Here is a 15,095-nt window from a genome sequence, read left to right on the forward strand (position 1 = left end):
GGCCGTCAGCCGGTGGAGCCGCGCGTCAGCCCCAGGGCGTACTCCGGCCACCACCGGCCGGCCGCCGGTCCGCCCCCGCACTCCCCGTCCGACTCGCCGGGCCGCTTGATCCACAGGTAGGCGTCGAGGACGGGCTCGCCGGTGACCGTGGTCGGCGGTGTGCCCAGCGCCCGGCCCGGCGGGTTGCACCACACCCCCTCCAGCGGGCCGTTGCCGTTGCGGCTGGTGTCGACGACGAAGTGCTTGCCGCCGAGCCTTGCGGAGAGACGGACGCCGTACTCCCTGCTGACCTTGTCCGTCTGGAAGTTGGACACGTTGAGCGCGAAACCGTCGGCGTGCGCGATGCCCGCGCGTTCCAGCGGCCCGACCAGCTTCTCGGCGTCGGGGATCCAGGACGGGTTCCCGGCGTCCAGGTACACCTTGGTGCGCGGCCGGCCCTTCAGCCGGACGACCGCCTCGCTCAGCAGCCGCTCGCGCTCGTCGTGGTACTCGGCGGGCGTGCAGCCGTCCACGATGTGGGCGACCGCGTCCGGCTCCAGGACCACCAGGGCCCGGCCGCCACCGAGGGCGTCGGCGAACGCGCCGATCCACCGGCGGTAGGCGTCCGCGTCCGCCGCTCCGCCCGCCGAGTGCTGGCCGCAGTCCCGGTGCGGGATGTCGTACGCGACGAAGAGCGCCGTCCGCCCTTCCCGGGCCGCGGACGCGGTCGCCGACCGGACCGCCGGACCCGGGTCGAGCTCGCCCGCCGGCCACAGGGCGACGGGCTCGTCCGCGATCCGTTCCAGCAGCGTGGCGTCCTCGGCCCGGCCCTGCCGACGCCACAGCTCGATCTGCCGGGACGCCGGGCCCCGCGGGTCGACCCAGAAGGGAGAGCGGGCGGCCGGGCCCGACCGCTGCGAGGCGCCACCGGTGACCGGGACCCGGCCGGCCTCGGGCGCGGGCGTGCAGCCCGCCGAGAGCGCGAGCACCGCGAGGACCGCGAGGGCGTGGATCAGCCGGGGCATGCTGCTCCCTTGCGCGAAGGTGACGACCGGTCACCAATCGTGGCACAACGGGTCATTACGGCGGGGGAGGCCGCGTGGCGCGGTGGGACACCCACGACACCGGTCCTGCCGGGGTCCTTCCCTCAGTCGCCGCCCGAGGCCAGCGCGATCCCGAGCGGAGTCCGCTCGTACAGCACCTGGTGCCCGTACCGGCGCGAGACCAGCAGGCCCGCGTCGCGCAGGGCGGTGAGATGCGCGGAGACCGACGACGGAGCGAGACGCAGCCGGTGCGCGAGCGAGGTCGTCCCGGCCGGTTCGTCGAGCGCGCTGAGCACGCCGGCCCGGCCGCGCCCGAGGAGTCGTACGAGCGCCTCGGGGGTACGGTCCGCCGGCTCGGTCCACAGGCCGCCGATGCCGCGCGCGGGGTAGACGAGCGTCGCCTGCCACGGAGGCTCGAAGCCGCTGATCACGTCCGGCCAGGAGAACACGCTCGGCATGAGGACCAGACCCTGGCCGGCCAGGTGCCGTTCGTGCCGGCCCCCGACCTCGACGGTCAGCGTGTGCGAGCGCCAGCCGAAACGCCGGTCGATCTCCGGCAGGAGCCCGCCGAGGCCGACCTCGGCGAGCCGCCGCGAGTGGAAGGCGACGTCGGCGTCCAGCAGGGCGCGCAGCCGCGGCCAGTCCGGTTCGACGAGGGTGTGCCAGGCCCGTTCCAGCAGGTCCGTCAGATCCCGCACCATGCGGGCCGGGTCGGCCAGCATGGCCCGGCCGCGCGGCGAGGCCAGGGCGCCCGGGGTGTCGGCGAGCGACCGCGCGCTCTCCTCGCGGGCCACGTCCGGGTCGGCCGCGCGGATGGCGGCGATCTCCTCCTCGAAACTCGCCGCCGGGCCCAGCGGGGGCGGTCCGAGCCAGTCGGGGGAGTAGCCGCGCTGCGGCATCAGCAGCCACAGCGGGGTGAGGTCGAGTCCGGCGGCCGCCGCGCGCATGCGGCGCAGCCAGGGTGCGTGATAGCCGTGCCGCGCGGGCCGGTTGAGCGTGCGGACCGCCTCCTGCGTCTCCCACAGCGGCGACACCGCGAACCGGCAGTTGAGGAGGTCGTCCTCCCCGAAGTGCAGCAGTGACGGCATGAACGACCCCAGAAGATTCGGCTGACGCCGAAACTTTACGCGGCCGGAGCGGGGCCGGGCACGCTGTCGCCCATGCCGGAAGCAGAGACGAAGGGCACGACGACCGTGCCCACCGCGGCGCGGGCCGCCGAGGGGAACATGGCGCTGCCCGCCACGGGGAACCCCACCACACCGACGGAGGGCGCCGCGGAGAAGTCCGCCGGGCCCGCCCCGGAGGGCGCCGCCGGGCCGGTGACGCCCCCGGCGGAGAGCGACCCGGAGACGGGACCCGCGCGGACCGGATACGGTCCCGTGTTCGCCGTGCCCGAGTTCCGCGCCGTCTTCGTGGCACACGCGTTCTCGCTGCTCGGGCTCGTCGTCAGCGAGATCGCGCTCTCCGTCCTCGTCTACGGGCTGACGGGCTCCCCGCTGCTCAGCGCCCTGACCTTCGCGCTCGGCTTTCTGCCCTACCTGATCGGCGGGACCCTGCTCGCGGGCGTCGCGGACCGCTTCCCGGCCCGCCGGGTCCTGGTCGTGTGCGATCTGGTGTGCGCGGGCTGCGTGGCCGTCATGGTGCTGCCGGGCGCGCCCGTCGCGGTGCTGCTCGTGATGCGGGCCGAGCTCGCCCTGGTCGCCCCGCTCTTCCAGGGGACGCGGACGGCGACCCTCGCGGACGTCCTCGGCGACGGGGAACTGTTCGTGCTCGGCCGCTCCCTGCTGCGGATCCTGTCGCAGAGCGCGCTGCTCGCCGGCTTCGGGGCCGGCGGCCTGCTGCTCACCGTCGTCTCCCCGCGCCACGCGCTCCTCGTCACGGTGTGCACCTTCCTCGCCTCGGCGGTCCTGCTGCGCTTCGGCACCCGCCGGCGGCCCGCACGGGCGGACCGGGGGCAGGCGCTCGTGCGCGACTCCCTGCGCGGTGCCCGGCAGGTGCTGGCCGACCGGCGGATCCTCGTGCTGCTCCTGCTGTTCTGGGTGCCGTCGATGTTCGTGGTCGCGCCGGAGGCACTGGCGGCGCCGTACGCGGAGGGGCTCGGGGCCGGTACGGCCGGGCTGGGCCTGCTGATGTGCGCGCTGCCCGTCGGCACGATCGCGGGGGAGCTGTTCGCCGGTTCGCGGCTGCGGCCGGCGACGCGGGGCCGGCTCACGCTCCCGCTGGTCTGCGTCACGCTGCTGCCCTACGCCGCGTACGCGCTGCGGCCCGGTCTCGGCTGGACGCTGGTCCTGCTGGTGCTCGCGGGCGCCGGATCCGCGTACACCCTCGGCCTGGACCAGTGGTTCGTGCGGGCGGTGCCGGACGAACTGCTCGGGCGGGCCATGACGTTGAACACGGCCGGGCTGATGACCCTCCAGGGCGTGGGGATGGCCCTGTCGGGCGTGGTGGCGGAGTTCGCCGGCGTACGGGCGACGATCGTGGGCGCGGGCGTTCTGGGCACCGCGGCCTGCACGGCCCTGGCGATGGCGGCCCGGCGTGCCGAACAGACCGCGGCGCGAAGCGAGTAGAGCACCGGGGCGACCGGCGGGGCCGGGCGGGGAAGGCGCGGGGAACCGTCACCGGAAGGTGTCCCGGACGGGCCCCGCACCCCTTCTCGGCGGGGGCCCATACCGAAAAGCGAGACAGGGCTGACCACGATGTGACCGGCCGGTAAGGTCGTCGGCGTGCCGAAGCCGCTCAGCCTTGCCTTCGATCCCATCGCCCGCGCCGACGAACACTGGCGCGAGCGCTGGGGTGCCGTGCCGTCCATGTCCGCGATCACCTCGATCATGCGCGCGCACCAGATCCTGCTCGCCGAGGTGGACGGGGTCGTCAAGCCGTACGGGCTGACCTTCGCGCGCTACGAGGCGCTGGTGCTCCTCACCTTCTCCAAGGCGGGCGAGCTGCCGATGTCCAAGATCGGCGAGCGGCTCATGGTGCATCCGACGTCCGTCACGAACACGGTGGACCGGCTGGTGCGGTCCGGGCTCGTCGACAAGCGGCCGAACCCGAACGACGGCCGGGGCACCCTCGCCTCCATCACGGACAAGGGCCGTGAGGTCTGCGACGCGGCCACCCGGGATCTGATGGCGATGGACTTCGGGCTCGGGGTCTACGACGCCGAGGAGTGCGGGGAGATCTTCGCGATGCTGCGGCCGCTGCGCGTCGCCGCCCGCGACTTCGACGAGGCGTAGCAACCGGCGGGCCGGCCGCGGGGGCACGGCATCGGCGTCGGGCGGGCCGCGAGGAGGACGGCCTCGGTGACGGGCGCGGGAAGCCCGGGGCGACGTGGCGTGGGGGCGCGTGAAGATCAGCCGAAAAGGGTGGTTACCCTCGTGCCATGAAGAAGAGCGTGTTGACCCGGTACCGCGTCATGGCCTACGTCACCGGTGTGCTGCTGGTTCTGCTGTGCCTCAGCATGATCGCCAAGTACGCCATGGGCCTCGACGGAGCCGCGGACTTCACCCGTGTCGTCGCGATCGCGCACGGCTGGCTGTACGTCGTCTACCTGATCTTCGCCTTCGACCTGGGCTCCAAGGCGAAGTGGCCGGTCGGCAAGCAGCTGTGGGTGCTGCTGGCGGGCACGATCCCCACGGCCGCCTTCTTCGTGGAGCGCCGCATCAGCCACGAGCTGGAGTCCAAGGTCGCGGAGAGCACTCCCGCGGTCGCCGAAGCCTGATCGAAACCGCCGTACGGGACCGTACGGCGGTTTGCCATCGACATTTACTAGGACGTCCTAGTAAATTCGAGGGTATGGACGCTCACGCCATCGAGGAAGGCCGCCGACGCTGGCAGGCCCGTTACGACGCGTCGCGCAAGCGCGACGCCGACTTCACCACGCTCTCGGGTGATCCCGTGGAGCCGGTGTACGGTCCCCGGCCCGGGGACAACTATGAGGGCTTCGAGCAGATCGGCTGGCCCGGGGAGTACCCGTTCACCCGCGGGCTGTACGCGACCGGCTACCGGGGCCGTACGTGGACCATCCGGCAGTTCGCGGGGTTCGGCAACGCCGAGCAGACCAACGAGCGCTACAAGAAGATCCTCGCCAACGGCGGCGGGGGCCTCTCCGTGGCCTTCGACATGCCCACGCTGATGGGCCGTGACTCGGACGACGCCCGTTCGCTCGGCGAGGTCGGGCACTGCGGTGTCGCGATCGACTCCGCCGCCGACATGGAGGTCCTCTTCCAGGACATCCCGCTCGGTGACGTCACCACGTCGATGACGATCAGCGGTCCCGCCGTGCCGGTCTTCTGCATGTACCTGGTCGCCGCCGAGCGCCAGGGCATCGACCCCGCCGTGCTGAACGGCACGCTCCAGACCGACATCTTCAAGGAGTACATCGCGCAGAAGGAGTGGCTCTTCCAGCCCGAGCCGCACCTGCGCCTCATCGGCGACCTGATGGAGCACTGCGCGGAGAAGATCCCCGCGTACAAGCCGCTGTCCGTCTCCGGGTACCACATCCGGGAGGCCGGCTCCACGGCCGCGCAGGAGCTCGCCTACACGCTGGCGGACGGCTTCGGCTACGTGGAACTGGGGCTGTCCCGCGGGCTCGACGTCAACGTCTTCGCCCCCGGTCTGTCGTTCTTCTTCGACGCGCACGTCGACTTCTTCGAGGAGATCGCCAAGTTCCGCGCGGCCCGCCGGATCTGGGCGCGCTGGATGCGGGACGTGTACGGCGCCACCTCCGAGAAGGCGCAGTGGCTGCGCTTCCACACGCAGACCGCCGGCGTCTCGCTGACGGCCCAGCAGCCGTACAACAACGTGGTGCGCACCGCCGTGGAGGCACTCGCGGCGGTCCTCGGCGGTACGAACTCGCTGCACACCAACGCGCTGGACGAGACGCTCGCGCTGCCCTCCGAGCAGGCCGCGGAGATCGCCCTGCGGACGCAGCAGGTGCTCATGGAGGAGACCGGCGTCGCCAACGTCGCCGACCCGCTGGGCGGTTCCTGGTACGTCGAGCAGCTCACCGACCGGATCGAGGCCGACGCGGAGAAGATCTTCGAGCAGATCAGGGAGCGCGGACTGCGCGCGCACCCGGACGGCAAGCACCCCATCGGTCCCATCACCTCCGGCATCCTGCGCGGGATCGAGGACGGCTGGTTCACCGGCGAGATCGCCGAGTCGGCGTTCCAGTACCAGCGGTCGGTCGAGAAGGGCGACAAGCGGGTCGTCGGCGTCAACGTCCACCACGGGTCCGTGACCGGCGACCTGGAGATCCTCCGGGTCAGCCACGAGGTGGAGCGCGAGCAGGTGCGGGTGCTGGCCTCACGCAAGTCGGACCGCGACGAGGTCGCGGTGCGGGGTGCGCTCGACGCCATGCTCGCCGCCGCGCGCGACGGCTCGAACATGATCGCCCCCATGCTGGAGGCGGTGCGTGCCGAGGCGACGCTGGGTGAGATCTGTGGCGTCCTGCGCGACGAGTGGGGCATCTACGTGGAGCCGGCAGGCTTCTGACCCCCGGGCGGCCCGGCCGGCCGGTGGCCCGGCAGCCCGGGCACCCGGCAGCCCGGCGCCCCTGTGCTGCCCGGTGGCCCGGCGGCTCAGCGACCGCCGGGCACCCGGCGGTCCGGGCCTGGCCCGTGCTGCGGTGGGGGCCGGACAGGCCCTTTCTCGCCCCCTCCGCCCTTACCCGTCCCACCCCTGGGGCTCCGCCCCAGACCCCGCTCCTCAAACGCCGGAGGGGCTGAAACCTCCCCCGGCCGGGGCTGAAAGTTCCACCGGCCGGGGCTGAAAGTTCCACCGGCCGGGGCTGAAAGTTCCACCGGCCGGGGCTGAAAGTTCCACCGGCCGGGGGTGAAGCTTTCCCGGCCGGGGATGAACATCGCACCCGCAAGCGGAATCCGGCGCCAGGGGGCGGGGGCCGAAGGGGGCACCACGGCGCACCCGCAGGCGGGATCCGGCGTGAGGGGACGTGCCGGTACATCGATGCCCGTCGCCACCGACGGTCACATCTTTGTCCAACGGCGACGGGCTGATGCACCGGCACGGCCCCGACCTACCCACCGGCCGAACCCGAACCGCGCGTGTCAGACCCCGGCCGGGCCCTCCGCCGAGGGAGACACCGCCTCGTCGGCCGTCGCGCCGGTCAGGCCGACCAGCAGGACCCGGGTGAACGAACGTACCCATTCCTCGTCCGCGGGTTCCGCGCTGACGAGGGTGCGATGGACGACCGCTCCGGCGACCACGTCGAAGATCAGGGCCGCGGTGCGGTCGGCGGCGGCCGGGTCCGACTCCGGGGGCAGCTCACCGCGCGCCTGGGCGCGGGCGCGGCCCTCCATGACCAGGCGCTTCTGCCGGTCGACGATCGACGTGCGGATGCGCTCCCGCAGCGGCTCGTCCCGGGTGGACTCCGCGACCACGGCCATCAGCGCCGTCTTCGCCTCCGGGCGGTCCAGGATCGCCGCGAACTGGAGCACCACACCCTCGATGTCGGCGGCCAGACTGCCCCGGTCGGGGAGCTCCAGCTCGTCGAAGAGCTCGGCCACCGCGTCGACGACCAGCTCGTTCTTGCCCGCCCAGCGACGGTAGAGGGTCGTCTTGGCGACCCCCGCGAGCGTCGCCACGTACCCCAACGTCAGTTTGGACCAGCCCAGTTCGACCAGGGCCGTGCGCGTCGCCTCCAGGATCGCGGCGTCCGCGGCCGCGCTGCGGGGGCGGCCCGTACGGGCGGCGTGGGAGCGACATTGCATGTCATTGACCATATCCGGCCGCCGCGCAGGCCGATATCCGGTGGTTCTGTGAAGTCGTGAGGGAGATCACCGCAAGACGGCGCACAGGCATGCGTCCGTGCAGTTACGCTACGACTCGTAGCGAAAGCTCGACCGCGGCGACAACCGCACAGGCACCGGTGGGGACCGGGTGCCGAACAGGCCTGACACAGCCTGGCTTTCAGGACGCTTTTCACACGTGCGCGAGGAAGGGGGAGGATGTACTCATGCAGCCACGGAACATGTCCATGAGCGGAGTCGTCGACCTCGCCGCGGTGAAGGCGGCCCAGGAGGCCAAGTCGAAGGCGGAGCAGGTGCGCGCCGAAGCGGCCAGGCAGGGCGGAGGCGGGGCCGTGACTCCCGCGAGCCTCGTCATCGACGTAGACGAGGCAGGATTCGAGCAGGACGTCCTGCAGCGCTCCACCGAGGTGCCCGTCGTCATCGACTTCTGGGCCGAGTGGTGTGAGCCCTGCAAGCAGCTCAGCCCGCTCCTGGAGCGGCTGGCCGTCGAGTACAACGGGCGCTTCGTGCTCGCCAAGATCGACGTCGACGCCAACCAGATGCTGATGCAGCAGTTCGGGGTCCAGGGGATCCCGGCCGTTTTCGCGGTGGTGGCCGGACAGGCCCTGCCGCTCTTCCAGGGGGCCGCCGCCGAGGCGCAGATCCGCGGGACCCTCGACCAGCTCGTCCAGGTGGCCGAGCAGCGCTTCGGTCTGACCGGCCTGACGGTCGACGCGGACGCCGCGCCGGGCGCGGCGTCGGTGGCGCAGGAGCTGCCGGCCGGACCGTACGACGCGCTCCTCGAGGCCGCCGTACAGGCGCTGGACGCGGGCGACTTCGGCGGTGCCGTCCAGGCGTACAAGAACGTGCTGGCCGACGACCCGGGCAACACCGAGGCCAAACTGGGCCTGGCCCAGGCCGAGTTGCTCCAGCGGGTGCAGGGCCTTGACCCGCAGAAGGTGCGCAGTGACGCCGCGGCGAAGCCCGGCGACGTGACGGCGCAGATCGCGGGGGCCGACCTGGACCTCGTCGGCGGCCATGTGGAGGACGCCTTCGGGCGGCTCATCGACACCGTGCGCGTCACGGCGGGCGGCGACCGGGACGCCGTACGCCTGCGGCTGCTGGAGCTCTTCGAGGTGGTCGGTGCCGACGACCCCCGTGTGGTGGCGGCACGCAGGGCCCTCGCCAGGGCGCTGTTCTGACCAGTCCGTAAACGCCAGGGCTTGTGATGCCCGGGTGAAAGATTGGCCGACAGGTACGGATGTGGCCGCGCTTTACCAAAACTTGGTAAACGCGGCCGCTGTTACTCGTAGTAAGTCGCGGGCGTTGAACTGTCTGTTTCCGTCCGGAATTTGACCACTGTGTCACCCCGGGTGGGACCACCCTGAGTCGCCACCCGATACCGACGGGTCGTTCTTCGGTTATCCCGCCGTTACTAGCCAGTAACGAACCCCCTTGTGCGCGCGGCGAGAATGCACCACGATCGGCGACGCTCGGTCCATTCCCGCACCCCGACAGCCAATCGGGCCGGCGGACTTTCTGGGTCCCCACCGAGTAGAACCGACAGCAGTGCGATCGGTTCTTGGGCAGGGGGGTCTTCGCCGTCCGGCGGAGCCTGTCCAGCAGGTTGTGCGTGATGTGTTCAGGCGCGACCAGTGGTTGTCGCTCGGGGGTGATCGCCGGTGATTCGGGTGCATTCGCACCATCGGGTTCAGGCGCTCTCCTTCCCGAGGACGTAGCACTTCTCCCATCCCTGCCCGGCTGAGCCGCCGCAACGTGGCAGTCAGGGCCAGGAGATGTACGTCCGAGAAGGAGGAAAAATTATGTCCCAGGTGCGTGGCGGGACCAGATGGAAGCGGTTCGCCGTCGTCATGGTGCCCAGCGTGGCAGCCACGGCAGCGATAGGTGTCGCCCTCGCGCAGGGTGCTCTCGCCGCTTCGTTCAGTGTCTCCGGTCAGTCCTTCAAGGTGTCCGCGGACAAGCTTGAGGGCACGGGCTTCTCGCAGTACGGAGCCCTCGACCAGGGCACGGGCCTCGACGGCAAGGCGGCGCTTCACCCCGTCGCCGTGTCGGCGTTCAAGAGCGCCGACATCACCAACATGTGCCAGTCCGTGGTCACTCCGAACATCCCGCTGCTCGGTTCCGTCAGCCTCGTGCTGAAGGCCGGCGGCGGCGGTACGCCGGCTCACGCCGACAACCTCTACATCGATGTCGAGGACCTCGGCGCCGACGCGACGTTCAAGAACATCGACATCGGTGTTGCCGCCAAGGACGCCAACAAGGGTCCGGGCATGAAGGGCGGCGGCGAGCAGGCCAACCCCTACGGGTTCGCCCAGCAGGCCGACTCGGCCACGCTGACCGACGTGAAGCAGACGGCGTGGGCGACCACCGCCGGCACGTTCAAGCTCAGCGGTCTGAAGATGTCGGTGTCCGCGGGCACCCACGAGTGCTACTGAGCACTCCAGGGGTGGGCGAGGTGGCCCAGGCCGCTTCGCCCGCCCCGCCCGCTCCGCCCTTCGTATGCGGAGCGCTCAACGCTTACTTCTCATAGCAATGCCGTTCCAGGGAGCTGTTTCCATGAGCGCCGAGACTCCTGCCGCGCCCGGCCAGAACGATGAGCACTACCTTCAGGTGTTCCGGCGGAACTTCCGTAGCTGGAGGGGCGATCGCCCGTTCTGGGCCGGTCTGTACATCGTGTTCGGCGGCTTCCCCATCGCCTACTTCCCGTACGCGCACCTGCACCTCGGCCACCTGACGCTGGCGATGTCCACCACCGCCGGCGCCGGATCCCTGATCATCGGCGTACTCCTCGTCGTGCTCGGGATCAGCCTCTGGTTCCAGAAGCACGTGCGGACGTTCGCGGGAGTCGCCGCGATCCTGCTCGCCCTGGTGTCCATCCCGGTGGCCAACCTGGGCGGCTTCCTGATCGGCTTCCTGTTCGCCCTGCTCGGCGGCGCCATGGCGGTCTCCTGGGTTCCCGGGGAGCCCGAGGAGGGCTACGCCGTGTCGAAGTCCCTCGACAAGCAGGACACGCCGGACGCTTCGCCGGCCGAGCCCGTCGGGCCCGAGGCGGCGGACGGCGACGGCGCGGGCGACCCGAACGATCTGTCAGGAACGAGCCCGAACAACGGGGCGAACGGGAGGCACAGTGCCGGCTGACGAGGTGACCCATGGGACCGACGTGGAGGCGTCCCGTGTGAGAACCGGGCCGCGCCACGCGGCCCCGAGGAAGCCGCTGTTCACCAGGTTCCAGATGCCCGCCGGCAAGGTGATAGCCATAGCGGCGATGCCGACGGCGGTCCTCATGGGCATGGGCTTCACCCCGACGCTCGCCCAGGCCGACGACCACGCCACCTCCAAGAGCCTCACGGCCGAGGAGTACCAGGCGTGCGTCGAGGCCGTCACGGGTGAGGAGGCGTCGGACACGGCGTCGCCCTCCGCCTCGGCGAGCGCGAGCGAGTCCTCGGACGAGGCCACGCCGTCCCCCTCCGCGTCGTCGGATGTCCCGGACAAGGACACGTCCTCTTCGTCGGATTCAGGTTCCGACGACAAGGCCGAGCCCACCGCGACCCCGTCGGCCTCCGCGAGCACGCAGGAGAAGGCGGCGGACAAGGCGGCGGACAGCAGCGCGTCCACGCCGACCCCCTCGGCTTCCGAGAGCAGCAAGAACCCGCTCGACCCGCTGGGTGTCGGCGACGCCATCAAGGACCTCCTCACGCCCGACGAGACGGCGAGCTCCACCCCGGCGCCGTCCGCCTCGGCGAGCGCGAGCGCCGGCTCGGACACGTCGGACGGCAAGAGCACCGCGGACACCGTCAAGGACACGACCGACAAGGTCACCGAGACGGTGGACGACACGGCGAAGACGGTCACGGACACCGCGTCGAAGGCCGCCTCGGACGCCACCGAGAAGGCCGAGGACACGGCCGCCGCGGTCACCGAGTCGCCCAGCCCCTCCGCGAGCGCCACCACGGACGCGGCGGACTGCCCGGTCGCCACCGACGACGAGGGCGGCGTGGACAACCAGGTCGCCCTGCCGACCGATCCCTGGTACCTCAACGCCAGTTCGCTGCTCCTCAAGGGCGCCGACTACCAGGGCATAGTCAAGGTGAAGACCGCCGACGGCACCGTCAAGAAGGTGCTGAAGTACGTCATATCCGACGGCACCGACATCGGCGACCTGCACCAGACGGTGAACGACAAGCAGTCCGGCAAGACCTACCACGTGCAGGCCGCGTCGGGTTCGACGTCCACCATCCGCGACGGCAAGACGATCATGTACACGGAGAGCATCTCCGGGAACCTGCTCGGGCTCATCCCGGTCACGTTCGATCCGGACAACCCTCCGCCGCTGAACATCCCGCTGATCTACTTCACCAAGGTGAAGGTCGTTCAGGCCGGCCAGTTCGGCGGAACCCTGCACGTACCCGGACTCCACCAGTACACGACCGGCTGAGTCGTCCAGAGCCCGTCCGGGAGCCGCACAACGCTGAGGGCGCCCCCTGATCACAGGGGGCGCCCTCAGCGGCGTTCGGCGGGCGGATGTCAGGCGTGGTTGACCTCGCCCAGGTGGTGCACCCGGACCATGTTGGTGGTGCCGGGGACACCGGGGGGCGAACCGGCGGTCATCACGACGACGTCGCCCTCGTTGAACCGCTTGAGCTTCTGCAGCTCGCGGTCGACCAGGCCGACCATCTCGTCGGTGCTGTTGACGAACGGCACGACGTGCGACTCGACGCCCCAGCTCAGCGTGAGCTGGTTGCGGGTGCCCTCGTCCGTGGTGAAGGCCAGGATCGGCTGGGCGGCGCGGTAGCGCGAGAGGCGGCGGGCGGTGTCACCGGACTTGGTGAAGGCCACCAGGCCCTTGCCGCCGAGGAAGTCGGCGATCTCGCAGGCGGCGCGGGCGACCGAACCACCCTGCGTGCGCGGCTTCTTGCCCGGGACCAGCGGCTGCAGGCCCTTGGAGAGAAGCTCCTCCTCGGCCGCGGTGACGATCTTCGACATCGTCTTCACGGTCTCGACCGGGTACGCGCCCACGCTGGACTCGGCCGACAGCATGACCGCGTCCGCGCCGTCGAGGATCGCGTTGGCCACGTCGGAGGCCTCGGCGCGCGTCGGACGGGAGTTGGTGATCATCGACTCCATCATCTGGGTCGCCACGATCACCGGCTTGGCGTTGCGGCGGCACAGCTCCACGAGGCGCTTCTGCACCATCGGGACCCGCTCCAGCGGGTACTCGACGGCCAGGTCGCCACGGGCCACCATGACGGCGTCGAACGCCGCGACGACGCCCTCCATGTTGTCGACCGCCTGCGGCTTCTCCACCTTGGCGATGACGGGGACGCGGCGGCCCTCCTCGTCCATCACCTTGTGGACGTCGTTCACGTCGTTGGCGTCGCGCACGAAGGACAGGGCGACCATGTCGCAGCCCATCCGCAGCGCGAAGCGCAGGTCCTCGACGTCCTTCTCCGACAGCGCGGGCACGTTCACGGCCGCGCCGGGCAGGTTGATGCCCTTGTGGTCGGAGATCACGCCGCCCTCGATGACGACCGTCTTGACCCGCGGGCCGTCGATCTCGACGACGCGCAGCTCGACGTTGCCGTCGTTGATGAGGATCTGGTCGCCCTTGGAGACGTCACCGGGCAGACCCTTGTAGGTCGTGCCGCAGATGTGCTTGTCACCCGGCACGTCCTCGGCCGTGATGACGAACTCGTCGCCACGCTCCAGCTCGACGGGGCCTTCGGCGAAGGTCTCCAGGCGGATCTTGGGGCCCTGCAGGTCGGCCAGGACGCCGATGGCGACGCCGGTCTCGGCCGAGGCGGCCCGGACACGGTCGTACCGGCCCTGGTGCTCGGAGTGCGAGCCGTGGCTGAAATTGAAACGGGCCACGTTCATGCCGGCCTGGATCAGCGCGACAAGCTTTTCGTGGGAGTCGACCGCGGGGCCGAGAGTACAGACGATTTTCGAACGGCGCATGGGGCGATCCTATCGGTTTGTTTCGCAACGGAATATTCCGTCTGGCGGAAGATACAAATGGGCGGGCGGGTGCTCAGGCGTGGCTTTCCGGCCCGCTCAGGCGCTGCCCTTTCCGACCAGTGCGTACGTCTGTGTGGCGATCTCCAGTTCCTCGTCCGTCGGCACGACGGCCACCGCGACGCGCGCGTACGGCGGTGAGATGAGCCGGGGCTCACCGCCGCGCACGGCGTTCAGCTCGCCGTCGACCGCCAGGCCCAGTTCCTCGAGGCCCCTGATCGCGGCCTCGCGCACCGGGGCGGCGTTCTCGCCCACTCCGGCGGTGAAGGCGACGGCGTCCACGCGGCCGAGAACCGCGTAGTAGGCGCCGATGTATTTCTTCAGCCGGTGGATGTAGATGTCGAAGGCGAGCCGGGCCTTTTCGTCCCCTTCGTCGACACGGCGGCGGATCTCCCGCATGTCGTTGTCGCCGCACAGACCGATCAGACCGCTCTTCTTGTTGAGAAGAGTGTCGATCTCGTCCGTGGACATGTTGCCAACGCGCTCCAAATGGAAGATGACGGCCGGGTCCACGTCGCCGGACCGCGTTCCCATCACCAGCCCCTCCAGCGGGGTCAGACCCATCGAGGTGTCCACGCACCGCCCGCCCCTGACCGCGGACGCCGAGGCCCCGTTGCCCAGGTGCAGCACGATGACGTTGACCTCCTCGGGTGCCTTGCCGAGGAGGTCGGCGGTCGTCCGGGAGACGTAGGCGTGCGAGGTGCCGTGGAAGCCGTACCGGCGGATGCGGTGCTCGTCCGCCGTCGCCACGTCGATCGCGTACCGCGCGGCCGCCTCCGGCATCGTCGTGTGGAACGCGGTGTCGAAGATCGCGACCTGGGGGAGGTCGGGGCGCAGCGCCATCGCGGTGCGGATGCCGGTGAGGTTCGCCGGGTTGTGCAGGGGAGCGACCGGGATCAGCCGCTCGATCTCCGCGAGGACCTCCGCGTCGATGACCGTCGGCTCGGTGAACGTCCGCCCGCCGTGCACCACCCGGTGGCCGATGGCGGCCAGTTCGGGGGAGTCCAGGCCGAGGCCGTCCACCGCCAGTTCCTCGCCCATCGCCTTCAGCGCGGCCTCGTGGTCGGCGAACGTGTCGGCCCTCTCGCGGGTCTCGCCCGTCGATCCGGTGGTGTGCCGCAGCAGGGAGGTTCCCTCGCCGATGCGCTCCACCAGGCCGACGGCCAGGCGGGTGCCGTCACGCATATCGAGCAACTGGTACTTCACCGACGACGAGCCGGAGTTGAGGACGAGGACCCGCACGGCCGGCGGGGCGGCGGGCTCCTCGGGCACGGCGGCCTCGGGGGACGGGTGG

The 15,095-nt window shown here is 71.0% G+C and carries 13 protein-coding genes; 8 read left to right on the forward strand and 5 right to left on the reverse strand.

From position 1 onward, the window contains the following. Positions 1 to 5: 5 nt before the first annotated feature. A complete protein-coding gene (locus tag ACWEBX_RS12190) occupies positions 6 to 1,004 on the reverse strand; it encodes a glycoside hydrolase family 6 protein (RefSeq protein WP_451884780.1) in 999 nt (332 codons plus the stop codon). A 122-nt stretch (positions 1,005 to 1,126) separates the two neighbouring features. Beyond that, entirely contained in the window at positions 1,127 to 2,110 is a 984-nt protein-coding gene (locus tag ACWEBX_RS12195) for a DUF5937 family protein (RefSeq protein WP_451884781.1), read from the reverse strand. 138 nt (positions 2,111 to 2,248) lie between these two features. Between ACWEBX_RS12195 and ACWEBX_RS12200 the strand changes: the two genes are divergently transcribed. The 4 genes from ACWEBX_RS12200 to ACWEBX_RS12215 all read left to right on the forward strand — a co-directional run bounded on the left by ACWEBX_RS12200 (position 2,249) and on the right by ACWEBX_RS12215 (position 6,515). Next, entirely contained in the window at positions 2,249 to 3,589 is a 1,341-nt protein-coding gene (locus tag ACWEBX_RS12200) for an MFS transporter (RefSeq protein ID WP_451884808.1), read from the forward strand. Between the two features lie 156 nt (positions 3,590 to 3,745). Continuing rightward, positions 3,746 to 4,255 carry a MarR family winged helix-turn-helix transcriptional regulator gene (locus ACWEBX_RS12205; protein WP_451884782.1) on the forward strand — a complete coding sequence of 170 codons (510 nt, stop codon included), beginning with the start codon at positions 3,746 to 3,748 and terminating at the stop codon, positions 4,253 to 4,255. Between the two features lie 146 nt (positions 4,256 to 4,401). Continuing rightward, complete coding sequence (locus ACWEBX_RS12210; RefSeq protein ID WP_451884783.1) at positions 4,402 to 4,740, forward strand: DUF3817 domain-containing protein; 339 nt, start codon at positions 4,402 to 4,404, stop codon at positions 4,738 to 4,740. A gap of 74 nt (positions 4,741 to 4,814) precedes the next feature. Then, positions 4,815 to 6,515 (forward strand): acyl-CoA mutase large subunit family protein, encoded by a 1,701-nt coding sequence (locus ACWEBX_RS12215; protein ID WP_451884784.1) that lies wholly within the window; start codon positions 4,815 to 4,817, stop codon positions 6,513 to 6,515. Positions 6,516 to 7,087: 572 nt separating this feature from the next. Here ACWEBX_RS12215 and ACWEBX_RS12220 read toward each other — a convergent pair. After that, complete coding sequence (locus tag ACWEBX_RS12220; protein WP_451884785.1) at positions 7,088 to 7,750, reverse strand: TetR/AcrR family transcriptional regulator; 663 nt, start codon at positions 7,748 to 7,750, stop codon at positions 7,088 to 7,090. A gap of 245 nt (positions 7,751 to 7,995) precedes the next feature. Between ACWEBX_RS12220 and ACWEBX_RS12225 the strand changes: the two genes are divergently transcribed. The 4 genes from ACWEBX_RS12225 to ACWEBX_RS12240 all read left to right on the forward strand — a co-directional run bounded on the left by ACWEBX_RS12225 (position 7,996) and on the right by ACWEBX_RS12240 (position 12,224). Then, positions 7,996 to 8,970 (forward strand): tetratricopeptide repeat protein, encoded by a 975-nt coding sequence (locus ACWEBX_RS12225; RefSeq protein ID WP_451884786.1) that lies wholly within the window; start codon positions 7,996 to 7,998, stop codon positions 8,968 to 8,970. A gap of 618 nt (positions 8,971 to 9,588) precedes the next feature. Further along, entirely contained in the window at positions 9,589 to 10,224 is a 636-nt protein-coding gene (locus tag ACWEBX_RS12230) for a DUF6230 family protein (protein ID WP_451884809.1), read from the forward strand. A gap of 121 nt (positions 10,225 to 10,345) precedes the next feature. After that, entirely contained in the window at positions 10,346 to 10,927 is a 582-nt protein-coding gene (locus ACWEBX_RS12235; protein ID WP_451884787.1) for a DUF6114 domain-containing protein, read from the forward strand. Next, positions 10,917 to 12,224: a hypothetical protein gene (locus ACWEBX_RS12240; RefSeq protein WP_451884788.1), complete on the forward strand. Its 1,308-nt coding sequence runs from the start codon at positions 10,917 to 10,919 to the stop codon at positions 12,222 to 12,224. Before ACWEBX_RS12235 ends, ACWEBX_RS12240 begins: the two co-directional genes overlap by 11 nt. A gap of 89 nt (positions 12,225 to 12,313) precedes the next feature. Here ACWEBX_RS12240 and pyk read toward each other — a convergent pair whose 3' ends face one another. After that, the gene (pyk, locus tag ACWEBX_RS12245; protein WP_451884789.1) at positions 12,314 to 13,744 is read right to left on the reverse strand and encodes a pyruvate kinase; all 1,431 of its coding nucleotides are present in this window, start codon (positions 13,742 to 13,744) and stop codon (positions 12,314 to 12,316) included. 96 nt (positions 13,745 to 13,840) lie between these two features. After that, positions 13,841 to 15,073: an acetate kinase gene (locus ACWEBX_RS12250; protein ID WP_451884810.1), complete on the reverse strand. Its 1,233-nt coding sequence runs from the start codon at positions 15,071 to 15,073 to the stop codon at positions 13,841 to 13,843. Positions 15,074 to 15,095: the final 22 nt, after the last annotated feature.

Source organism: Streptomyces sp. NPDC005070 (assembly GCF_053600395.1).